Origin of the sequence: Paenisporosarcina macmurdoensis, from assembly GCF_042658845.1 — a bacterium.
Lineage (GTDB): Bacteria > Bacillota > Bacilli > Bacillales_A > Planococcaceae > Paenisporosarcina > Paenisporosarcina macmurdoensis.
The window spans coordinates 316,889-339,306 of sequence record NZ_JBHSRI010000018.1 but is presented as its reverse complement, the minus strand read 5'-3'; the positions used below and the strand labels follow the sequence as shown (position 1 = coordinate 339,306).

The following is a 22,418-nucleotide window of genomic DNA, read 5'->3' as shown; positions in this document are numbered from 1 at the left end:
CCTTTTTGTCTGGTACATTATTTTGTTGTTAAAGCTCTAACATACGACTCCACTTCATCTGAAGTAGATAAAGAGAGAATAGTATCAATATGACTTTCCATTTCTGATTTAGACAGTTTTCTAATTTGCGAGCGGGCTTTCAAGATAGATGACGCGCTCATTGAAAACTCATCTAGTCCGAGTCCTAGAAGGATAGGGATAGCTAGTTCATCTCCAGCCATTTCACCACACATACCTGTCCATTTCCCTTCCTTATGTGAAGCGTCAATAACGTTTTTCACGAGGCGAAGGATAGCAGGGTTAAACGGTTGGTAAAGGTAAGAAACTCGTTCATTCATGCGATCTGCAGCCATTGTATATTGAATCAAATCGTTCGTACCAATCGAGAAGAAGTCTACTTCTTTAGCAAACACATCTGCCATGACTGCTGTTGAAGGAATTTCAACCATGATTCCGACTTCAATCGAGTTACTCACTTCAATTTGTTCATTTTCAAGCTTTGTTTTTTCTTCAAGGAAAAGCGTTTTTGCTTGTCTGAATTCTTCAAGTGTTGCAATCATCGGGAACATAATCTTCAAATTACCATGGACACTAGCACGAAGCAATGCACGAAGTTGCGTTCTGAACATATCTTCCATTTCTAAACAAAGACGAATAGCACGTAAACCTAAAAATGGATTCAGTTCTTTCGGTAATTGCAAATAGGAAAGTTCTTTGTCGCCACCAATATCAAGTGTGCGAACAACTGTCGGTTTGCCATCCATTTGTTTAAGAACGGATGAATAAGCCTCAAATTGCTCCTCTTCAGTTGGGAACTGATTGCGTCCCATATAAAGAAATTCAGTACGGTATAAACCAATTGCTTCACCACCGTGTTCAAGAACACCCACGACATCTTTAGGAGTGCCAATATTGGCACCTAGTTCCACATGATGACCGTCAGAAGTGACAGTAGCTTCGTTTTTCAGCGTTGCCCATTCGGACTTTTGTAGTTCGTAGCTTGCTTTTTTGTCCTCATAATGAGCAATTGTTTCCGCATCTGGATTGACGATAATGTCGCCGTCCAGTCCGTCCACAATGACAATCATGTCATTTTGAATGGAAGACATCACCGTCTGTGCTCCAACAACCGCTGGAATTTCAAGTGTCCGCGCTAAAATTGCTGAATGTGATGTGCGACCACCGATATCTGTAATAAATCCTTTAACAAATTGCGGATTCAGCTGAACGGTATCGGAAGGAGTCAAATCTTCTGCAATGATAATTACTTCGTCTGTAATCATGCTAGGACTTTGAATGGACACACCTAATAGATGTGCTAATACACGTTTCGTCACGTCACGGATGTCCGCTGCACGTTCCTTCATATACTCATTGTCCATCGATTCAAATAATCCGATGAACATATTAGCAGTCTCTTGTAAGGCAAACTCAGCATTCACATTTTCCGACTTGATTTTTTCAGTGATGGGTCCGAGTAATTCTGGATCACTCAACACAAGAAGATGAGCACTGAAAATAGCGGCTTCTTCATCATTCATTTGCTGAGCCGTATGAGCTTTAATTGTTTCAAGTTCAGATTTCGACTGGGTAAGAGCTGCTTCAAAGCGAGTCAGCTCAGCCTCAGTATTTGAAATAGTCGTTTTTTCAACAATTAGTTCCGGATTTTCAAGTCTAAAAGCTTTGGCAATGGCAATTCCATTTGACGCTGCAATTCCGGATAATTTTTGAATCATCAGTTGCCAATTCCTTGTGTTTCCATGATTTCTGCTACTTTCGCCATTGCTTGTTCTTCATCTTCTCCGTTAGCCGCTATAGTGATGCTAGCACCAGATGAAACGCCAAGAGACATGACACCTAATATCGATTTTAAATTCACTTTTTTGTCATTCCACTCAAGTGTAATATCCGATTTAAATGGAGCAAGAGCCCCTACCAAAACTGCTGCTGGACGCGCATGAATACCTTCTGAAGATGTGATGTTATATTGTTTTTCAATCATTGAAATTCCTCCTCTAATTTTATGGTTCAGACATGACAAGCATGTTGTTTCTGAATGATTATGACTGTTCTTGATTGATTATGATTGATTTTGAAAGCGATTTCAAGTAATATCTATTTTAATAACAATAAAGAAGGTGTCGATGTGTTAACAAATGAACGACATGACATAATTTTAGACTTATTAGTTGAGAAACAAACAGTTAAAATGCAAGATATTGTGGACGCTACTGGTGCTTCAGAATCAACGATAAGAAGAGATCTGACGGAGCTTGAAAATCAACATAAGTTAGAACGAGTCTTCGGCGGAGCTACATTATCAGACAGAAATTCATTGGAGCCAAGCATCGTAGATAAGTCTACCAAAAACCTTCAAGAAAAGAAACGCTTAGCTAAGTTTGCAGCTTCTTTCATTAAAGAAGGCGATTGCATTTTTCTTGATGCTGGTAGCACTACATTTCAAATGATTCCCCATTTAAAAGATAAAGACATTGTCGTTGTTACGAATGGCCTTACGCATATTGATACATTGAATGAATATGGAATTACAACGTATTTGACTGGTGGCTTAATCAAGTCCAGAACGGCAGCGCTTGTTGGCTCTCAAACCATTCAAGCATTACAAAGCTATCGATTTGATAAATGCTTTCTTGGTGTAAATGGTTTTCATGAGAACTATGGCTATACGACACCAGACCCTGAAGAGGCTTCTATTAAGAAACTAGCTAGTTCACTTGCTAAAAAAACGTATGTGGTTGCAGATCACACGAAACATGAAAAAGTAAGCTTCACTAAAATTCTAGATTTAGAAGAGGCCGTTTTACTTGTTGATATCCTTCCACAGAAAGCTATTAAATCATTACTGGAAAAAACTACTGTAAAGGTGGAGAAAACATGATCTATACATGCACCATTACACCATCAATCGACTACACCACCTATTTACCAGATTTTCAAACAGCTACACTCAATCGTTCAGATGAAGTATTTTACTATCCAGGAGGTAAAGGGATTAATGTATCGCGTGTGTTAAAACGTTTAGACGTCGATAGCGTTGCACTCGGATTTGCTGGTGGCTTTACAGGAAACTATATTGAACAGTTTCTAGAGAAGGAAGGTATTGAAACTGACTTCATACAAACTAAAGAGATTACAAGAATCAATGTGAAGATTAAAGCCCAAGAAGAAACAGAATTGAATGGTCCAGGTCCAGTGATAAATACCGAGCAACAATCCGTTTTAATGGAAAAAATCAAAACACTGCAAAAAGGTGATTGGTTTGTCCTCGCTGGAAGTTCACCAGAGTCCATTCCGCAATCGTTCTTTTTGGAAATCGCATCGATTTGCACGAACCAAGATATCCATTTTGTTTTAGATACATCTGGACCTGCCCTTAAAGAGCTAGTACTTACACAACCTTTTTTAATAAAACCAAATGAACATGAGCTTGGTGAATTATTTGATACGATCATTGCGAATAAACAGGAAGCCTATCACTATGCCAAGAGACTAGTTAATCAAGGTGTTCAACACGTGATCGTCTCTATGGGAGAAGAAGGTGCACTTCTTGTCACAAAAGACCTTGGTGTTTCCGCAGAAGCACCGAAAGGAAAAGTTGTAAACACGGTGGGTTCTGGAGATTCAGTCATCTCAGGATTTATCGCATCCTATACAAAAGAAAAAGATGCACAAAAGGCATTCCGATATGGTGTAGCCAGTGGAAGTGCCACCGCTTTCCGCTCAGATTTATGTGAAAAAAGTGATGTTGAAGCACTGTTAGATCAAGTACAACTAAACCCATTCCATGAACAGGATGTGACAGGATGAAAATTACACAATTACTGACAGAAAATACGATTATTTTGGATCTACAAGCAGCTTCCAAACAAGATGTGTTGACCGAGTTAATTGACAAGCTCGACCAAGCAGGCAAGCTGAAAGATAAAAAAGCGTTTACTAGAGACATATTAGCACGTGAAGCTCAGAGTACTACTGGTATTGGGGATGGAATTGCGATTCCTCATGCGAAATCAGCAGCTGTAAAAGCACCTGCCATCGCGTTTGGGAGATCTCTTGCTGGACTTGACTATGAATCACTTGATGGTCAACCAGCGCATCTATTCTTCATGATTGCAGCCAGTGAAGGCGCAAATAATGATCATTTAGATGCTCTTTCAAGATTAGCTACTTTCTTGATGGATTCGAATTTCAGACAGAAAATACTTGCAGCAACGTCTATTGAAGAAGTATTGAGAGCTGTAACTGATAAGGAAACGGAAGTGGATGGACCTTCAGAAGACTTACATGCACAACAAACACCTGATGCTGTAAGTTCATCTAAGAAAATTCTAGCAGTAACGGCTTGTCCAACAGGGATTGCGCATACGTACATGGCTGCTGAAAAGCTAAAAGAACGAGCAAAAGAATTGGGCATTTCACTCAAAGTAGAAACAAATGGCTCAAGTGGCGTGAAGAATCGATTGACTGACGCAGATATCGCAGAAGCAGATGCCATCATTGTTGCTGCTGACACAAAAGTAGAAATGTCTCGCTTCAATGGAAAACCTGTCATTCAGGTAAAAGTTGGTAAAGCAATCTACGAGACTGATAGTTTACTAAATCGTGCAATTACCAATGACGCACCAATTTATCATCATGACTCTTCAAAAGAAGAAGCGACAAAAACAGAATCAAGTAATGGTTTCTATAAACACTTAATGAATGGTGTTTCTAACATGTTGCCATTTGTCGTCGGTGGTGGGATATTAATCGCTATTTCATTCTTCTGGGGGATTAATTCGGGTGACCCCGACAGTCCAGAATACAATGCATTTGCGGCGATGCTAGGCACAATCGGCGGTGCGAAAGCATTCTTCCTTATGGTTCCAGTATTAGCTGGGTTTATTGCTAGCAGTATCGCGGATCGACCAGGTTTTGCACCAGGTATGATTGGTGGATTAATCGCAATAACCGTAACAGGTGTAGAAGGGGCTAGCGGAGGATCTGGTTTCCTAGGTGGTATTATCGCTGGTTTCCTTGCAGGTTACGTCACGCTGTTTGTTAAGAAAATGTTCTCGAAATTACCAGAAGCTCTTGAAGGATTGAAACCCGTATTATTCTTCCCGCTATTTAGTATTGCGATTACCGGGATTATCATGATGCTTGTGAATCCGCAGTTAACCAAAGTGTATACAGGAATCTCTTCTTTCTTAGAGGGACTTGGTGGCACAAACGCAGTACTTGTAGGGTTGATTTTAGGTGGAATGATGGCTATCGATATGGGTGGACCCATCAATAAAGCTGCTTACACATTCGGCATTGCGATGCTCGATGCAGAAAACTTTACGTATATCGCGACAGTTATGGCTGCCGGTATGGTGCCGCCACTTGGAATGGCATTAGCGACGACATTGTTCAAAAACCGTTTCACTAAGCCAGAAAGAGAAGCTGGGAAAACTGCTTATGTCCTTGGGGCATGCTTTATCACAGAAGGCGTTATTCCATTCGCAGCAGCAGACCCTGCACGTGTCATTCCTTCAGCAGTAACTGGAGCAGCTTTAGCTGGTGGACTTGTCATGTTATTCGATATTGGTCTTCGTGCCCCTCACGGTGGAGTATTCGTCATGGGACTTGTTGACGGTGGTATCGCAAAAGTTATGTTGTATGCTGTAGCAATAATTGCAGGTTCGATTGTGACAGCTTTAATGGCTGGATTACTGAAAAAGAAAATCGCATAATATAATAGAAAAGCCATCTCAACCACTCGAAATGAGGTAGAGATGGCTTTTTGATTTTTTAACATCGCCTTTTGGTAAATATGGCATAAAGCATGCATATATACCATTTTAACCATGTGCTGATAGGTTGAAAAAGGTATAATGAAGTAGTAATAGAATAGGTAACTCAAGGGTGGTTGGTTCACTCCCGTTCGAAAGGGGGTGGTGCCATGTCAGTATTCGAAGCATTGATGTTTGCAGTAACGTTCGCAGCATTAATCGTGTCAATCCTGTCATTTAACCATAAAAAATAACCCATCCTTGAGTTAGCCGCTCAGATGGGTCATTCCTACCATTTAGTAGCCAATCCCCTTGATGGGAACCTGCTATTACGTCGATCGTTGGTGTTAGCGCACCAGCGATCTTTTTTAGTTTACGCTTTAATTACTATTATTATAACATATTGAAAATCACTTTCAAATTAATTGATGTATCGATAAAAAAGAAAAATCTACTTTTGTTTTTTGACCAAAAAATCATGAGGACGTTCTTCACGACGAATAAACTCAGAATATAGTTGACTAAGTCAACTATATTAAATATACTGTTGATAGAAATAATATTCAGAATATTAAGGAGTGTATGTAGTGGAGAGGATTCAATATATAGAAAAAATAAGGAAATTTAATAGAGATTATGCAAATGTCTTAGGGAAAATCGATCAAGATATTTATAATCAACCATTTCCTCTTACGGAAGCACGCGTTATAACTGAACTTCATTTTACAAAGGGAACTACTGCGACGGAAGTTAGAGAAAAACTAGGGATTGACCGTGGTTATATGAGCAGGATTCTTCAAAAGTTTGAGGATGACAATATTATAGCTAAAAAACGTTCATCAAATGACCAACGTCAGTATTCACTCTATCTAACAAACAATGGTGAAGAAATCTATAACGGCTTAGTTGAAAATGCAAATCAAGGAGTAGAGAAAATGATTGAATCCATTTCTCAACCTGAGTTGTCCAATCTGATCACATCTATGGAAAACATTGAATCTATATTTTCTAACGAAAATCCTGCCCAGTCAAATGTCTCTATTCGCTCCTTTAGAGCAGGGGACGTAGGGTATGTAGCTCACCTTCATGGAATTTTATACGATAAAACATATAAGTTTGGCCCTAAGTTCGAATATTACGTTATGAAAGGCTTAGCAGAATTTATGATTAATAACGATGGGGGAGAACTGTGGGTTGTAGAGGTCAATGGGAAAATAGTTGGTTCGATTGCCATTACTAAATCGAATGATACGGTAGCTCAGCTTAGATGGTTTGTACTGGATGAGAATTACCAGGGTCTTGGTATAGGGAAGAAGCTAATGGAAACCGCAATTAATTTCTGTCACAATCAAGGCTATCAACATGTGTTCTTATGGACAGTGAGTATTTTAGAAACGGCGCGATATCTATACAAAAAATACAATTTCACATTAACTGAAGAAAAATCAAATGATGAATGGACTGGAACTAAGTTAATTGAAGAACGATGGGATTTAGACCTTTCCAAAGTTAAATCATTTGATTAAAGAATAATTAGTTATTTGATTAAAGAATATAAAAACAAAGGAGAGGTATGTAGCCTCTCCTTTGTTTTACAATGCTGTGGGTTATTTTTTGTTTGACGTTAGGCTTTCTTCAAAAATATCAATGATTTCAATAAATCGTTCTGCTTCTCTAAAAACATGATCAGCCAAGAGTGGGTGGATGTTACTTTTAATACGACATTCTTCGATTAAATCTCTTGCCGTCTTCTTAAAGTCTCTTAAGGAAACCACGGATACTCTGTTTTGATCAAGGAATTGATCTAACAGACCAGGTGTCTCTGACTCAGGTCTCATACTATCTAAATCGACAGCCTGGAATAGAAGTTGATCAAAATCGTGACTGAAATCTCGTGCTTGATCAACTAATTTCCGTTCACTAGGATCTAACAAATGTCCAATAAACTTAGCATGATCAGCCATTATTTTTAAGAAAAAGACATTCTCTTTTATAATTGCTTCTGGTAAAGGTTGTAATTTCCCTTCGTTTAGTTCTTGTAATCGATTGGCAAAATAAGCAGCTTCTCTACTCGTATGATCGACCAGTAATGCGTAATTATTTGAACGAATCTCGCAGCGTAATATGAGTCCTAATACCTTTCTTTTATAAGCCCATATATTGGCCACTGCCTGGTAAACTTGAACATTAAAAGCTTTAACTTGCTTAGGATCAGAGTGAATTGTAAAACCGTTTAATTGTTCCTCAATTCTTTCGAATACGACAATAAAAGCTTGTGCTTCATCAATTAGCTTTTGTTCATTATAAGTAAAGCCCAGGCTTAAAAAGAGTGCATGCTCCTTCATTATTCTCGCCCAAAATCGAATTTCATCCAATGATCGTACAATAAACTCATTAGCCATAATTCGCCTCCTATTTTCATCACAGTCCATACTATGTGTAATTTAATAAGAAAATGTCTTTTAGTAACAATTTTTGATGAAGGGAGTAGTTACTGGAATTATTGGAATCAGTCTATTTAAGCTTATCTAAGGAAAAAACTACTTTTTAGTCCATGGTAATTACCGGACAAAAAGAACATATGTTTGTATTATAAATATAATATTATTCATTTAAATTACCTCGGAAAGGAGCTTAACTATGCCTCGTAACCCTGGAGTAACAGATGAAAAAATTATCAATATGTACAAAAGTGGTATGTCATTTAAAGAGATGGTTCCGATAATTGGTCTTTCTGACCGTGCTATTCGTAATGTTCTCTACAAGCATGGAATTTCAATGAATAGAGAACAATTTTCTGGCCAACCTAGAAAACATAAAGTGAATGAGGATTTCTTTAAAACTTGGACACACGAAATGGCTTGGATCCTTGGTTCATTCGTTACAGATGGCCATGTTCATAATGAATCTCATAGCATTTGTTTCTCGCAGAAAGATGAGCGAATTCTTCGTTTAATTGCTAAGATGATGGACGCAGATTACGTATTAACACCATTCGGGAAAACGAAAACAACGCCGACTTTAATTATTAATTCTAAAGAAAGTAAAAAAGATCTGGAATTAATGGGCATCACAGCAAAGAAATCGCTAATTGTTCCATTTCCAACTGTTCCAGAAGAATATGTGGCTTCCTTTGTACGAGGTGTCATAGATGGAGACGGTTGGGTAGGGAGTGGAGGGTACCAAATGAATGTTACTTCTGCTAGTTTAAATTTTGCAGTTGGTCTTTTAGAAGTTTTTCGATCTTGGAAGTTGAAATCAAATATTACTGAAATCAAAACACAAAACGGAAATGCTATTTATCGAATTTGGGTTAGAGGAAAATTAGAGCTACAAAAGCTTTCTGAAATTGTCTATAAAGAAGTAAATTCCGAGGATTTCCATATTTATAAAAGAGTTTATATGACCCAACATTCTGTTGATTCTTATTTGATTGAAGACGATAGTAAAATTCCTTTATGGAAAATTGTTGATGGGAAAATTGTTCGAACACCAAATAGTACTAGAATTTCATTTAGAACGAACATAAGTAAATCTTTGTTAGGTTCGTTAAAAGCATTAGCGTATCAGCATAATACACATGTTAATCATTTATTTGAAAGCGGATTGAAGAATTTACTTTCTCAGAACGATTTTACATTCAGTAAAATAATTAAGCCGACAGACCGTGTGCAATATAAAACTACTTATGATCTACAATTATTAAATGATTTAAAAACTGCTGCAAAACATCATAAACTAAACATGAATGACTTAATTGAATATAGTGTGCAGTTCATTGATTTAAACAACATAAAGAGGAGTCTCAAAGGAAAATGAGAACTCCTTATTTTATTAATTCTATTTTAGTTGACATAATATAAATTATAGGAAGCTACATCTCAGTAACCAAGTATACTTGTAACAGTGAGACAAAATCAAAAAAACCACCGAATTTAAGCAATTTCGGTGGTTTGATCATTTGTATCTAATATTATGTTTCTACGCTTCATTTGAATTAAGAAAATCGTTGTCAGTGATAAACTGATGACGCCAAATACGACGACCATCCATTGTAAGCCGATTAAATCTAATAATGCTCCTGTTGCTAACAAAACGATTTGGAAAATCACTCGCTCCAGCATATTTCGGAATGAGAAAAATCTTCCATGGAACGCTTTCGGCATTTGCTTCTGAAAAATTGTCATCGCTGTTGGGAAAAAACTACCAACTGCAAATCCGAATACGGCAAATGCTGTTACCGACAATATTGGACTTGCTGCAAATATTAAGATTAACTCGGCTAATCCTATTACAAATGCAAAAAAGAATAATATCGTACTTGTGCTCCATTTTTTAGCGATAAATTTCACAACGACTGTACCAATCATAAACGCAATACCTTCTGCAGCGTAAATGGTTCCTTTAATCGATGCTGAATCTTGCAATTCACTAATGTTAATAACTAATAAGTTAAATGATCCGATAAATAATAAAGGGATTAACGTCATTACTAACGTCATCATGACCGCTGGGTACGACTTTAATATTGGAAAAACTTCCATAAATCCGCCTTTACCTGGTGCTGAAACTTTTACGAGTGCCTCTGTTCCCTCTTCCTCATCGATCCGTAGCATAAATGTAAAGAGCAGCAAACCGCCATAAGCAAAGATTGACATGAAATAAAGTGATTCTAATGACCAATACACCAATATAACACCCGCAAGTGCTGTTCCAATGACTCGAGCCATTGTTGCGACGTTCATATGCCAGCCATTCATTTGTAGTAAATGTTCGTCTTTTACAACTAATGGAATCGTTGCTTGCAACGCTGGAAAATAAAATGCTGCTGAAAGTTGGATACTAATCATAAATGCGACCATCCACCATATAGACCCCGTACCAATTGCAATTAACATAAAGCTCACACTAATCATTCGACCAAATCCAGAGATTAATAGAACGGTCTTTTTCCTTGATTGATCAATAACTTTACCAGCAAGCGGTCCAACTAGAATACCTGCTAACAAACCAATGGCCATAATAACTGATTTCAAGAAATCTGAAGGAATTCGTTCTTGCATAAACTCCAAATTCCCGATGATTCCAGTCCATAACCCCAGACCAGCAATCAATTCACCAACTAAAATAATCCACACATTGCGATTCTTCCACATACTTTCCCCTTTATACAACAAAAGGGGCTAAATTAGCCCCCTAGTTGTACCCTTTCACGATTTCTTGCTCTCGATGCTCTTCTTAAGTACTTTCCACAGACGAACCACATCACCATCTTTGTCTGTATCGACAATAAATGATCCGTTTGAATAACGATCGGAATTACGTATAGGTTTCGTTTCAACTACTTCACGAACACCTTTTGCAGTCTCAATAACCACTTGTTCATTCTCTTGTACATATAGTACGCCACTAACACGGTGGGCATTCGATTTTAATTCGCGTAATACGACAATTCCTCGTTTACCACGAGTTCCTTGTTCGAATTCTTTTAAGGACATTTTTTTAACGGCACCACGATGCGTGACCAGGAATAATTCTCCGCGGGCATCTGCTGGAATAGTCGTTGCATTGACAACAACATCGCCATCTTTCAAGTTAATTCCTTTAACTCCTCCGGTTTTAACACCAGTGACAGGAACTTCATCCATATTAAATCTCACAGCATACGCATTTAAAGTTGCAATAAAGACATCATCTGCTTGTGTAACTAAATCAATATAGACGACTTGATCGCCTTTTTTCAAATTCATGGTATTTAACGCACGTGAATAGCGTTGAACCTGGTACTCTGCAAGTGATGAACGCTTGATTTGACCAAGTTTGGAAACAGCTAGAATAAAGCGCGTGTCGTCGAATTTGTCGATTGGAATCGCTTTAATAATGGTCTCATTTGAGTCAAGCGAAACAATGCTTGAAACATGTTGACCTAAGTCCTTCCAACGAATTTCAGGTAATTCATGTATAGGTTGATATATATAATTGCCTAAGCTCGTAAATAATAATAAGTGATGTTGCGTATTCATCATCGATTCAAATAACAGATAATCCGATTCTTTCATCGCGAAATCTTTGCCGTTTGACGCACTATAAGATCGCGTACTTGTGCGTTTCACATAGCCATCTTTCGTTACAGTAACAACGACTTCTTCACTTGGAATCATAACATCTAGTGTTATTTTAATTTCTTCGATTTCGTCCTCAATAATAGATCTTCTTGGTTCAGCAAATTGCTTACGTATCGTTTGCAACTCTTGCTTGATTACTTTTGCCAATTGGGATTCATTATTTAAGATCGCCAATAGCTCACTAATTAATTTTTGTAGACTTGCTTCTTCATTTCTCAAATCGGTAATGTCTGTGTTAGTTAATCGATATAATTGTAGAGAAACAATTGCTTCAGCTTGTTCTTCCGTGAACGAAAAAGCACGAATTAAATTATTCTTCGCATCCCGTTTATCTTGTGATTGACGAATGGTAATAATTACTTCGTCCAAGATGGACAATGCTTTCATTAAACCTTCAACAATATGAATTCGGTCTTTTGCTTTTTGTAACTCGAAGTTAGAACGTCTTGTCACGACATCTTTTTGATGCGTAATATAGGCGTCCAGTAGTAATGGCAATGTCATCATGGTTGGACGACGATTATGAATGGCGATCATGTTAAAGTTGTATGCAATTTGCAAATCTGTATTTTTGAATAAGAACTGCAAAATGCCTCGTGCATCTACTTCTTTTTTTAATTCAATGACAATACGCAAGCCTGTACGATCCGATTCGTCACGTACATCTGCAATGCCATCTAACCGTTTATCCAATCGTTGATCATCTATTTTACGAATTAACACCGCTTTATTCACTTCAAAAGGAATCTCGGTAATAACAATCTGTTCTTTTCCGCCTTTTAAAGGTTCAATGTCAGCTTTTGAACGGACAACAATCTTCCCTTTACCCGTTTCGTATGCTTTTTTGATGCCATCGACACCTTGAATAATACCACCTGTTGGAAAATCAGGACCTTTTAAGACGGTCATGAGTTCATCAACAGACGATTGTGGCTTATTCATTCTCATTAATACCGCATCTAACACTTCATGTAGTGCATGTGGTGGCATATCTGTTGCATATCCTGCTGAAATTCCTGATGCACCGTTGACTAATAAGTTAGGAAAACGAGCTGGTAATACAGTAGGTTCTAATTCAGAGTCATCAAAGTTTTGCACGAGATCCACTGTTTGTTTCTGTATATCTCGTAGCATTTCCATTGCAATAGCAGATAAACGTGCTTCTGTATATCGCATGGCTGCAGGAGGATCGCCATCTACCGATCCATTATTCCCGTGCATTTCGATCAACATATGTCGAACTTTCCAGTCTTGACTCATACGTACCATAGCTTCATAAACGGATGTATCACCGTGAGGATGATAGTTACCGATTACATTACCAACTGTTTTTGCTGATTTACGAAATGGCTTTTCATTGGTGTTTCCTTCATGGAACATCGCATACAAAATACGACGTTGTACTGGTTTCAAGCCATCTCGTGCATCTGGTAAGGCACGATCTTGAATAATATATTTACTATATCGGCCAAACCGGTCGCCGATAACTTCTTCTAATGGTAAATCTTGATAACGTTCGGTTTGTGTCATTCTGAATCCTCCTCGGTATGGATGAGCTCATTTTCTAAAATGTTACTTTCCACATCTATACCAAAATTAACATTATTTTCAATCCATAGTCGTCTTGGTTCTACTTTGTCACCCATCAACGTTGTGATGCGTCTTTCCGCACGAGCATCATCATCAATTTCCACGCGAATTAACGTTCTAGTCTCAGGATTCATTGTGGTTTCCCATAATTGAATCGCATTCATTTCACCTAGACCTTTATAACGTTGAATCAAATAGCCTTTACCGATTTTTCGAATAGCATCTTGAAGCTCAGCTTCTGTCCATGCGTAAATAAGGACTTCTTTTTTCCCTACACCTCTATAAACTTTATACAATGGTGGCAACGCAATATATACTTTGCCCGCTTCAATTAAAGGTTTCATATAACGATAGAAGAATGTTAACAACAACACTTGTATATGTGCTCCATCTGTATCGGCATCGGTCATTATGACAATCTTGTCATAGGCAATGTCTGGAACCGAGAAATCAGCGCCGACTCCCCCACCAATAGCATGAATAATTGTTGAAATTTCTTCATTTTTCATAATGTCTGCAAGTTTTGCTTTTTCCGTATTGATAACTTTCCCACGAAGCGGCAAAATAGCTTGGAATGTGCGGTCGCGTCCTTGTTTAGCGGACCCACCAGCAGAATCTCCCTCGACTAAATACAGTTCATTTTTTGCAGCATTTCGGGATTGTGCAGGAGTTAACTTCCCAGATAGGATCGAACTAGCTTTCTTCGATTTCTTTCCACTACGAGCATCTTCACGAGCTCTGCGTGCTGCTTCACGTGCTTGTGAAGCACGAATTGCTTTACGTACAAGTGATGCACTCAATTCTGCATTTTCTTCTAATACATATAAGAGTTTATCTGATACCACAGAATCAACAGCTGCACGCGCTTCACTCGTTCCTAGTTTACCTTTTGTTTGTCCCTCAAATTGAAGGATTCCTTCAGGTATACGTACCGAGATGATTGCAGCAATTCCTTCGCGAATGTCTGCACCTTCTAAGTTTTTATCTTTTTCTTTTAATAAACTAGTTTTCCGTGCATATTCATTAAAGGCACGGGTTAATGCAGATTTCGCACCCGTTTCATGCGTCCCACCATCGCGTGTTCGCACGTTATTAACAAAAGATAAAATCGTTTCTGAATATCCATCATTAAACTGGAATGCGAATTCAACTTCAATCTCATCTTGAGTTCCTTCAACGTATGAAACTGGATGTAAGACATCTTTTTCTTCATTCAAATAACCAACGAAAGCTTCAATTCCTGTTTCATAAAAGAAGATATCTTGTGTGCCATTTCGCAAGTCATTTAACTCTATTTTCAATCCTTTTAATAAAAAGGCAGATTCGCGTAATCGCTCACAAATCGTTTCATAGTTATATTTAGTTACGGAAAAAATGGTTGGATCAGGTAAGAAATGAATAGCCGTTCCAGATTCTTTTGTAGAACCAATATGTTCAAGTGTTGTAACAGGATGTCCGCCATTTTCAAATCGCTGACGAAACTTCTTGCCATCACGATGAATGGTCACTTCTAAAAATGAAGATAAGGCATTCACTACGGAAGCACCAACACCGTGTAACCCTCCACTTGTTTTATAACCACCTTGACCGAACTTACCTCCTGCGTGAAGCACAGTAAAAATGACTTCCGGAGTCGGTTTCCCGGTCTTATGTATACCAGTTGGCATTCCACGGCCAAAGTCTCTAATACTGATACTTTGATCTTCGTGTATATTGACGATGATGTGATGACCGAATCCAGCTAAGGTCTCATCTACAGAGTTGTCGACAATTTCATAAACTAAATGGTGCAAGCCTCTAGCATCAGTAGAACCAATATACATGCCTGGACGTTTACGAACCGCCTCTAGTCCCTCAAGTACTTGAATAGCATCGTCGTTATATGCTGTTAATGATTGATTTTTTGCCAAATCGTTCTCCTCCAAAAAACAAACAGATGTTTTCATTGTATAGAATGAAAGCTGCCTTTGCAATGAGTCTACAGCTTTAATACCGATCTTCAACTAATAAACTTGTATGAATGAAAGTTCTATTAATGCGTTGTGACTGGTTGTGACAAGTGATAAACTAGTTTTACATATTAAGAGCACGTACTAATTTAAAAGGAGCACTTTATGAATACTGTTATTCTCATATTATTCGCTTATTTAATAGGATCGATTCCTTCAGCATTATGGATTGGAAAGCTTTTTTACAAAATTGATATTCGTGAACACGGTAGTGGGAACCTAGGCGGAACCAACACATTTCGTACATTAGGAGTTAAAGCAGGCTTAATTGTTTCCATTATGGACATTTTAAAAGGAACGGCCGCTACTTTATTACCGCTCCTGCCTTTCTTTGCCGCTACGGACATAAACCCGCTCATTCTAGGGGTAGTGGCTGTTATTGGTCATATGTATCCGATTTTTGCTAACTTCAAAGGTGGTAAGGCTGTAGCGACTTCTGGAGGGGTATTACTTGCTTATCACTGGCCGATCTTCATACTTATGCTCTTATCGTTTTTTGTAGTATTGAAACTATCAAAAATGGTGTCGTTTACGTCAATGGTACTTGGAGTGATTGCATTGGTATATACTATTTTATATAACATATTCTTTGTAAAAGATATACCATTACTTGTCGTTATCCTTTTATTATCTTCATTTATTTTATATCGACATCGTTCGAATATTGCCCGTATCAAAGCAGGAACTGAGCCAAAAGTGAAGTGGCTATAAAACTATAAGAATAGTCCACGAAAGGTTGATGTTCACATGAAAATTGTTTTATCAAATGACGCAATGGCCTGGTTTAAAGAAGAAATGGAAACCACATCAGGAGAATATATTCGTTTTTATGCTCGCTATGGTGGTTCAAGTGCCTTGCACGAAGGTTTTTCATTAGGCGTAACTAAAGAAGAACCAATGGAACTATCTGTTGAGCTTATAGAAGATAACATCCATTTCTATATAGAAGATCGCGATATATGGTATTTTGACGATCATGATTTACACGTCAATGTTGATTCGGAATTACAAGAACTTACGTATTCATATAAGAAATAATATAATCCACTAAGAGGTCATACTCTTAGTGGATTATTATTTTTTCCATATAAGAAGATGGACTTCTTAGAATCTGTCCAATTGGTTCAACATGCCTTCTTTTGTCATAATCGCTTGTTGATGCGGTCCAAACAAATCAAAATGGGGATAGGCTTCTTTGTAATCAATCCACTCTGGCTTTAAGCCGTATTGATTGCCCCACCTGATCAGCCTTTCAATATCTGAACAACCCACTTTCGTCACCGTTTTACATCCAGGAAATCGCTCATCTAGCCAATAGTGAGTTAAAAAGGCAATTTCTCCTCTGCTTACAGCGTCTTTCCATGAAACTAACTCTGGTCGTTTTATTCCAAAAGCCATTACCCTTGCACCCTAGCAATTTCATTATATTTAGCATCCCAAGCAGCATGGACTTTTTTCAATGACACGGGTCGGAATGTGTCTTTCTTCACTAGTACATGTTCAGACTTAGCCGTTGCTGCTACCGTTCCATCCTCGTGTAAAATCTCATAACCATACATCGTACGAAGTTTACCATGTGACTCTACCCATGTTCGGACGGTTGCCTTTTGTCCGTACTTCATCGACGCTTTATATTGAATTGATAAATCGATAACAGGTGATAAGTAACCCTCTCGCTCTAATCCAGCATACGTATAGCCTAGGTCCTCTATTAATGTTGTACGACCAATTTCCATCCATACTAAATAATTGGCATGATAAACAACACCCATTTGATCTGTTTCGGCATAGCGTATTTCTATTTCTTTTTCACTAATAAACATAATTCAGTCACCTCTAGAACCATTATACAAAAAACAATCATTCAATGGGCGGATAAAGTATCTCTGTATGTCCTACATCATAATGCCGCCGTCTACTTGGAGAACGTGACCTTGAACATAATCCGATTCACTTGATGCTAAAAATAAATAAGCATTGGCGATATCTATCGGTAACGCGAGACGTTGTAGTGCAATCATGGAAGACATTTGCGCAACTAATTTTTCTGGTATGTTTTCAACCATAGCTGTACGCGTAAATCCTGGAGAAACTGCGTTTACATTTATTCCTTTTCGTCCTAACTCTTTCGCCCATGACTTAGTCATACCTATGACAGCAGCTTTTGATGCGGCATAATTGGTTTGGCCCGCATTCCCATATACTCCGCTCACTGAAGACGTATTAATGATTTTGCCTTTGCCTTTTTCTAATAAATACGGAAGAACTGCTTGCGTGCAATTGAAAACCCCGTTGATGTTTACATTAAGAACTTCTTGAAAATCAGCAGGATCCATTTTAGCCAGCATCGCATCACGAGTAATCCCAGCATTGTTTACTAAAATATCTATTCCTCCGTATGCTTCTACTGCATTGGAAACAAGTTGATTCACACTTTCTCTATCTGCAACATTCACTTGTATAAATGTAATGTCATAGCCCTTATCTCGTAAAATTTGTTGTTGCTTATTCCCTGCTTTATCATCAAAATCTGCCATTACTACCTTAGCGCCTTCTTGTGCAAAACGTTCACACGCTGCTAAACCAATGCCATTAGCACCGCCTGTAATAATCGCTACTTGATCTTGTAACCTCATGATTTGCCCCCCTTATAGAACCTTTTTAAAAACATATGAGAAGTGTAGCACATCAATGTTCAAAAATGAATGATTATTCATTCAACTTTGTAATATGCTTTTCTACGCCTTTAAATAAGCCGCATAGTAAAGCACAATGCACCTTCTATCTCAACTCCAGAATTGACGGACAATTCCTTCAAATAAGTCTCTCTTTATTGGAATTGGTGTCTTTCTCTGGAGGAATGGTGTACATCTCCAAGCGAATGGACAGAAACATTGCATGAGTGGACAGAAACACAAGTTGAATGGACGAAAACTCATCGTGAGTGGACGGAAAACTGAGTTGAATGGACGATAACCCACAGTGAGTGGGCGAAAAACAAATTTCCAAGTTTCAAGCGTAGCTCGAAAAAGTTTTTTAAATATATCTAAAAAAAAAGACTGCCCCTAAGGACAGTCTTCTTAAAAACTTTAGTTTTTCAATTTATCACGTAATACCATTGGTAAGATACCACCATGACGATAGTAATCAACTTCTACTTCTGAATCGAATCGTGCTAATACGTCGAATTCTTTTACAGAACCGTCAGCAGAAACAGCTTTCACTGTTAAGATATCACGAGGTTTTACGCCTTCAGCAATGTTTACGCTGATTTCTTCTTTACCTGTTAAACCAAGTGTTTCTGCACTTTGACCAGCCAAGTATTGAAGAGGTAAAACACCCATCATAACTAAGTTTGAACGGTGAATACGCTCGTAGCTTTCAGCAAGAACTGTTTTAATACCTAGAAGGTTTGTGCCTTTTGCTGCCCAGTCACGTGAAGATCCCATACCGTAATCTTTACCTGCTAAAACAACTAAGCCAGTACCGTCTTCTTGGTATTTCATTGCAGCATCATAGATAGCCATGATTTCGCCGTTTGGCCAGTAAGTAGTAAATCCACCTTCTGTGCCTGCTGCGATTTGATTACGAATACGAATGTTTGCAAATGTACCGCGCATCATAACATCGTGACTACCACGACGTGAACCATATGAGTTGAAGTCGCGTACTGCTACTCCGCGTTCACGCAAGTATTTACCGGCAGGAGTATCTTTACCAATCGCACCAGCTGGTGAAATATGGTCAGTCGTAATTGAATCTCCGAATTTCGCAACTACGCGAAGTCCAGCAAGCGTTTGAATTGGGCTTGGTTCAATTGCTAAACCTTCAAAATAAGGAGGGTTTTGAATATACGTTGAATCTTCATCAAATGTATACAATGAATCATTTGATGTTTCAATCGCATTCCAACGCTCATTTTCATTGAATACATGTTCATATTCACTACGGAATAATTCTGGTGTAACTGTTTTAAGAAGAACTTCTTTAATTTCTTCTGTTGTTGGCCAGATGTCAGCAAAGAATACATCGTTTCCTGCATGATCTTTACCTAGTGATTCGTTTTGAAGATCAATATCAACCGTGCCTGCTAATGCATAAGCAACTACAAGTGGTGGTGAAGCTAAGTAGTTACCTTTTACTAGAGGGTGAATACGACCTTCAAAGTTACGGTTACCAGAAAGAACAGACGTAATTAATAAGTCGTTTTCGATGATACCTTTTTCGATTTCAGGAAGCATTGGACCTGAGTTACCGATACAAGTCGTACAACCGTAACCAACTAAGTCAAATCCTACAGCACTCAATGGCTCAAGAAGTCCAGCATCACGTAAGTAACCTGTTACTACTTTTGAACCTGGAGCAAGTGAAGTTTTCACATATGCAGGTGGACGTAAGCCTTTTTCTGCTGCTTTTTTCGCAACAAGACCTGCACCGATCATAACGAATGGATTTGATGTATTTGTACATGATGTAATGGCTGCGATACCAATAGCACCTGTTGGAATCGTTACTTCTTTCCCATCAAGAGTTACAGTTGCAGATTTTTTGAATTCTTTTTTAGATAAACCGAATCCTTGGTTGCCTTGAGGAGCTACAACCGCTTTGTTGAACTCAAGTTTCATTTCAGACAATGGAATTAAATCTTGAGGACGTTTAGGTCCAGACATGTTTGGTTCAATTGTTGATAAATCAAGTTCTACAACATCCGTGTAGATTGGATCTTCATTATCAACTGTAAAGAACATTCCGTTAGCAGTTAAATATTCTTTTACTACTTGGATGTGTTCAGCGTCACGGCTAGTTAAACGCATGTAATCAAGTGCTTCTTCATCAACTGGGAAGAAACCACAAGTTGCGCCGTACTCAGGTGCCATATTTGCAATTGTCGCACGGTCAGCAAGTGGAAGTTTTGTAACACCAGCTCCGAAGAACTCAACGAATTTACCGACAACGCCTTTTTTACGAAGTACTTCAGTTACTTTAAGTGCTAAGTCAGTAGCAGTTGTGCCATTTGGAAGGTCACCAGTTAATTTAACTCCGATTACTTCAGGAATTGGGAAGTATGATGGTTGACCAAGCATACCTGCTTCAGCTTCAATACCCCCAACGCCCCATCCAAGAACACCGATACCATTAATCATCGTTGTATGAGAGTCAGTACCTACTAATGTATCGGGATACGTTTCGTATGTACCTTCTTCATTTTTAACTGCATGAACTACGTTTGCTAAATACTCTAAGTTAACTTGGTGAACAATACCTGTTGCTGGTGGTACAGCACGGTAGTTATCATATGCTTTTTGAGCCCAGCTAAGGAACTGGTAACGCTCAGCATTACGTTCAAATTCTAATTCCATATTAATGCGAAGTGAATCAGCTGTACCGTATTTGTCTACTTGAACAGAGTGGTCAATAACTAAGTCAACCGGAATTGCCGGGTTGATTTTGTTAGGATCTCCACCCATTTTAGCCATTGCCGAACGAAGTGCTGCTAAGTCTACTACTACTGGTACGCCAGTGAAATCTTGAAGGATAACACGTGATGGTTTAAACGGAACTTCCGCCTCTGGATCAACATCTTTACCCCAGTTTGCCAATTTTTCTACGTGTTCATCATTGATGACATATCCGTCGTGTTGGCGCAATACGGACTCAAGTAATACTTTAATTGAATAAGGAAGTCGGGAAACATTTGCGATCCCTGCCTCTTCTAACGCTGCTAAACGGTAATAGTTATACGTTTTACCGTTTAAATCGAAAGAAGTACGGCTATTATGCAAGTTACTTTTTGCCATGTCTATTCCTCCTTTTATCTTATGAAAAGGCTCTCATCTATTGGTAGCGACTTTTCTCCAGTTCTAATCATAACGCAGTCTAGTTTATAAGTAAATTACATTAAAATTATAGGATGTGATAAGTATTTATTATGACCTTACAGCATTTCAATTGTTTTCTTTAATTGTTTTAAATGTCTTTTTTCGTGAAGTCCAACAAACGAAAACCATTGAATCAATGGCACTCGCCCAAATATCGGATGTTTAAATGATTTTTCACGAAATACTTCTTTTGTGCTTGATTCATAGACGTCTAATAAGAAGAGACGTGAATCATGAAGCTCTTTTTTCATCTCTTGTTTTAATTTGTAATCTTCAGTTGGCAAAGTATAGCCAGGAGCCTCCACTTTTACAAGTCGGCTCGTAGAAAGGGAAATTGGTTTTTTCATTGCTTTCGAACTTTCCGGATCTTGTAATTCTCGCGCAATATTTGTGACTATTACTGTTTCCATTCGTAAAAGATGTTCAAAAATTTGTTTTGGAGACCATCCACCATTTGAAGGGTTCTTGTTGAATTGTTCGTCTGTTAATCCTTCAATTGTTTGAAATAGCTCTTTTCGAATTTCATTATTGTCTTCTAAAAACATCTAAATCTCTCCTTTAATTACTTCAAAAATCTTATCCGCTGTTGAGGTGACGGTAATAAACACGCTTCATTATGACGAATTAAGCGATGTCTATGCTTTGCGACGAAACGATAAACATGATCACGTAACGATTTTGGAACAAATTGTGCGTATTTTGCCAAATGGTAAGGTGCTTTCAGATAAGTCGTAAGTGCAAACACTGCATCAGACTCTACTAATAACTCTTTTCCCTTAAGTACAACAATCGAATCAATCTTTTGTAGTTTGGGGTGTCTTTTTTTCATTTGATTGGCAAGTTCACTATCAAGAGCTGCAAAATAGATTTCTTCAGCTCGCTCATGGTTCAAAATAAACTGGACAGATTGTTGACAAAAACCACAGCTTCCATCATAAAAAAGAATAGGAGACTTAGTATTCATAAAATTCACCTTTTCTTCTTATATTACTTGAATCGACCAATAAACGACAATCTAACGTTTTCAATTGCCATGTC

Annotated in this window: 19 protein-coding genes; 7 read left to right on the top strand and 12 right to left on the bottom strand. The window is 38.1% G+C overall.

Going from position 1 to position 22,418, the window contains the following annotated elements:
- Positions 1 to 17: 17 nt before the first annotated feature.
- Both ptsP and ACFPYN_RS11450 read right to left on the bottom strand, forming a co-directional pair.
- Complete coding sequence (ptsP, locus tag ACFPYN_RS11455) at positions 18 to 1,736, bottom strand: phosphoenolpyruvate--protein phosphotransferase (protein ID WP_377734293.1); 1,719 nt, start codon at positions 1,734 to 1,736, stop codon at positions 18 to 20.
- Positions 1,736 to 2,002, bottom strand: coding sequence for a phosphocarrier protein HPr (locus ACFPYN_RS11450; RefSeq protein ID WP_377734290.1), 267 nt, complete (start codon positions 2,000 to 2,002; stop codon positions 1,736 to 1,738). Before ACFPYN_RS11450 ends, ptsP begins: the two co-directional genes overlap by 1 nt.
- Positions 2,003 to 2,146: 144 nt before the next feature.
- On the opposite strand from ACFPYN_RS11450, the gene ACFPYN_RS11445 reads away from it, so the two are divergent.
- The 4 genes from ACFPYN_RS11445 to ACFPYN_RS11430 all read left to right on the top strand — a co-directional run bounded on the left by ACFPYN_RS11445 (position 2,147) and on the right by ACFPYN_RS11430 (position 7,303).
- Entirely contained in the window at positions 2,147 to 2,899 is a 753-nt protein-coding gene (locus ACFPYN_RS11445; protein ID WP_377734288.1) for a DeoR/GlpR family DNA-binding transcription regulator, read from the top strand.
- A complete protein-coding gene (gene pfkB / locus ACFPYN_RS11440; RefSeq protein ID WP_377734285.1) occupies positions 2,896 to 3,828 on the top strand; it encodes a 1-phosphofructokinase in 933 nt (310 codons plus the stop codon). Before ACFPYN_RS11445 ends, pfkB begins: the two co-directional genes overlap by 4 nt.
- The gene (locus tag ACFPYN_RS11435; protein ID WP_377734283.1) at positions 3,825 to 5,738 is read left to right on the top strand and encodes a PTS fructose transporter subunit IIABC; all 1,914 of its coding nucleotides are present in this window, start codon (positions 3,825 to 3,827) and stop codon (positions 5,736 to 5,738) included. Before pfkB ends, ACFPYN_RS11435 begins: the two co-directional genes overlap by 4 nt.
- A gap of 626 nt (positions 5,739 to 6,364) precedes the next feature.
- The gene (locus tag ACFPYN_RS11430; RefSeq protein WP_377734281.1) at positions 6,365 to 7,303 is read left to right on the top strand and encodes a bifunctional helix-turn-helix transcriptional regulator/GNAT family N-acetyltransferase; all 939 of its coding nucleotides are present in this window, start codon (positions 6,365 to 6,367) and stop codon (positions 7,301 to 7,303) included.
- 81 nt (positions 7,304 to 7,384) lie between these two features.
- On the opposite strand, the gene ACFPYN_RS11425 is transcribed toward ACFPYN_RS11430, so the two are convergent.
- A complete protein-coding gene (locus ACFPYN_RS11425; RefSeq protein WP_377734278.1) occupies positions 7,385 to 8,179 on the bottom strand; it encodes a DUF2935 domain-containing protein in 795 nt (264 codons plus the stop codon).
- A gap of 238 nt (positions 8,180 to 8,417) precedes the next feature.
- Between ACFPYN_RS11425 and ACFPYN_RS11420 the strand changes: the two genes are divergently transcribed.
- Positions 8,418 to 9,596, top strand: a complete 1,179-nt coding sequence (locus ACFPYN_RS11420; protein WP_377734277.1) for an LAGLIDADG family homing endonuclease — start codon at positions 8,418 to 8,420, stop codon at positions 9,594 to 9,596.
- 116 nt (positions 9,597 to 9,712) lie between these two features.
- Here ACFPYN_RS11420 and ACFPYN_RS11415 read toward each other — a convergent pair whose 3' ends face one another.
- From ACFPYN_RS11415 to parE, 3 genes are read right to left on the bottom strand one after another with little or no spacing between them, the layout of a single operon-like run.
- Positions 9,713 to 10,933 carry an MFS transporter gene (locus ACFPYN_RS11415; protein WP_377734274.1) on the bottom strand — a complete coding sequence of 407 codons (1,221 nt, stop codon included), beginning with the start codon at positions 10,931 to 10,933 and terminating at the stop codon, positions 9,713 to 9,715.
- Positions 10,934 to 10,987: 54 nt separating this feature from the next.
- Complete coding sequence (gene parC, locus ACFPYN_RS11410) at positions 10,988 to 13,432, bottom strand: DNA topoisomerase IV subunit A (protein WP_377734272.1); 2,445 nt, start codon at positions 13,430 to 13,432, stop codon at positions 10,988 to 10,990.
- Positions 13,429 to 15,402, bottom strand: coding sequence for a DNA topoisomerase IV subunit B (parE, locus tag ACFPYN_RS11405; protein WP_377734270.1), 1,974 nt, complete (start codon positions 15,400 to 15,402; stop codon positions 13,429 to 13,431). Before parE ends, parC begins: the two co-directional genes overlap by 4 nt.
- A 204-nt stretch (positions 15,403 to 15,606) precedes the next feature.
- Here parE and plsY point away from each other — a divergent pair, with 204 nt between their 5' ends.
- Together plsY and ACFPYN_RS11395 are read left to right on the top strand one after the other, a co-directional pair.
- On the top strand, positions 15,607 to 16,212 hold the full coding sequence (gene plsY, locus ACFPYN_RS11400; protein WP_377734269.1) for a glycerol-3-phosphate 1-O-acyltransferase PlsY: 606 nt from the start codon (positions 15,607 to 15,609) through the stop codon (positions 16,210 to 16,212).
- A 36-nt stretch (positions 16,213 to 16,248) separates the two neighbouring features.
- Positions 16,249 to 16,539: a HesB/YadR/YfhF family protein gene (locus tag ACFPYN_RS11395; RefSeq protein WP_377734267.1), complete on the top strand. Its 291-nt coding sequence runs from the start codon at positions 16,249 to 16,251 to the stop codon at positions 16,537 to 16,539.
- A 66-nt stretch (positions 16,540 to 16,605) separates the two neighbouring features.
- Here the strand turns inward: ACFPYN_RS11395 and ACFPYN_RS11390 are convergent, their stop codons facing one another.
- From ACFPYN_RS11390 to ACFPYN_RS11365, 6 genes are all read right to left on the bottom strand, one after another.
- Entirely contained in the window at positions 16,606 to 16,899 is a 294-nt protein-coding gene (locus ACFPYN_RS11390; protein WP_377734265.1) for a hypothetical protein, read from the bottom strand.
- Positions 16,899 to 17,324 carry an acyl-CoA thioesterase gene (locus tag ACFPYN_RS11385; RefSeq protein ID WP_377734264.1) on the bottom strand — a complete coding sequence of 142 codons (426 nt, stop codon included), beginning with the start codon at positions 17,322 to 17,324 and terminating at the stop codon, positions 16,899 to 16,901. Before ACFPYN_RS11385 ends, ACFPYN_RS11390 begins: the two co-directional genes overlap by 1 nt.
- Before the next feature lie 72 nt (positions 17,325 to 17,396).
- On the bottom strand, positions 17,397 to 18,137 hold the full coding sequence (fabG, locus tag ACFPYN_RS11380; RefSeq protein WP_377734262.1) for a 3-oxoacyl-ACP reductase FabG: 741 nt from the start codon (positions 18,135 to 18,137) through the stop codon (positions 17,397 to 17,399).
- A gap of 453 nt (positions 18,138 to 18,590) precedes the next feature.
- On the bottom strand, positions 18,591 to 21,299 hold the full coding sequence (gene acnA / locus ACFPYN_RS11375; protein WP_377734260.1) for an aconitate hydratase AcnA: 2,709 nt from the start codon (positions 21,297 to 21,299) through the stop codon (positions 18,591 to 18,593).
- Between the two features lie 137 nt (positions 21,300 to 21,436).
- Entirely contained in the window at positions 21,437 to 21,925 is a 489-nt protein-coding gene (locus ACFPYN_RS11370; RefSeq protein ID WP_377734258.1) for a DinB family protein, read from the bottom strand.
- Between the two features lie 17 nt (positions 21,926 to 21,942).
- Positions 21,943 to 22,344, bottom strand: a complete 402-nt coding sequence (locus ACFPYN_RS11365; protein WP_377734256.1) for a thiol-disulfide oxidoreductase DCC family protein — start codon at positions 22,342 to 22,344, stop codon at positions 21,943 to 21,945.
- Positions 22,345 to 22,418 lie beyond the last annotated feature (74 nt).

What these genes read in the sequence shown, in the direction of transcription:
- ACFPYN_RS11390 (WP_377734265.1), bottom strand. Translation starts at nt 16,899, where the DNA reads ATGGCTTTTGGAATAAAACGACCAGAGTTAGTTTCATGGAAAGACGCT.
- ACFPYN_RS11385 (WP_377734264.1), bottom strand. Translation starts at nt 17,324, where the DNA reads ATGTTTATTAGTGAAAAAGAAATAGAAATACGCTATGCCGAAACAGAT.
- plsY (WP_377734269.1), top strand. Translation starts at nt 15,607, where the DNA reads ATGAATACTGTTATTCTCATATTATTCGCTTATTTAATAGGATCGATT.
- ACFPYN_RS11415 (WP_377734274.1), bottom strand. Translation starts at nt 10,933, where the DNA reads ATGTGGAAGAATCGCAATGTGTGGATTATTTTAGTTGGTGAATTGATT.
- parC (WP_377734272.1), bottom strand. Translation starts at nt 13,432, where the DNA reads ATGACACAAACCGAACGTTATCAAGATTTACCATTAGAAGAAGTTATC.
- ACFPYN_RS11370 (WP_377734258.1), bottom strand. Translation starts at nt 21,925, where the DNA reads ATGTTTTTAGAAGACAATAATGAAATTCGAAAAGAGCTATTTCAAACA.
- fabG (WP_377734262.1), bottom strand. Translation starts at nt 18,137, where the DNA reads ATGAGGTTACAAGATCAAGTAGCGATTATTACAGGCGGTGCTAATGGC.
- ptsP (WP_377734293.1), bottom strand. Translation starts at nt 1,736, where the DNA reads ATGATTCAAAAATTATCCGGAATTGCAGCGTCAAATGGAATTGCCATT.
- ACFPYN_RS11420 (WP_377734277.1), top strand. Translation starts at nt 8,418, where the DNA reads ATGCCTCGTAACCCTGGAGTAACAGATGAAAAAATTATCAATATGTAC.
- ACFPYN_RS11425 (WP_377734278.1), bottom strand. Translation starts at nt 8,179, where the DNA reads ATGGCTAATGAGTTTATTGTACGATCATTGGATGAAATTCGATTTTGG.
- ACFPYN_RS11395 (WP_377734267.1), top strand. Translation starts at nt 16,249, where the DNA reads ATGAAAATTGTTTTATCAAATGACGCAATGGCCTGGTTTAAAGAAGAA.
- pfkB (WP_377734285.1), top strand. Translation starts at nt 2,896, where the DNA reads ATGATCTATACATGCACCATTACACCATCAATCGACTACACCACCTAT.
- ACFPYN_RS11435 (WP_377734283.1), top strand. Translation starts at nt 3,825, where the DNA reads ATGAAAATTACACAATTACTGACAGAAAATACGATTATTTTGGATCTA.
- acnA (WP_377734260.1), bottom strand. Translation starts at nt 21,299, where the DNA reads ATGGCAAAAAGTAACTTGCATAATAGCCGTACTTCTTTCGATTTAAAC.
- ACFPYN_RS11450 (WP_377734290.1), bottom strand. Translation starts at nt 2,002, where the DNA reads ATGATTGAAAAACAATATAACATCACATCTTCAGAAGGTATTCATGCG.
- ACFPYN_RS11365 (WP_377734256.1), bottom strand. Translation starts at nt 22,344, where the DNA reads ATGAATACTAAGTCTCCTATTCTTTTTTATGATGGAAGCTGTGGTTTT.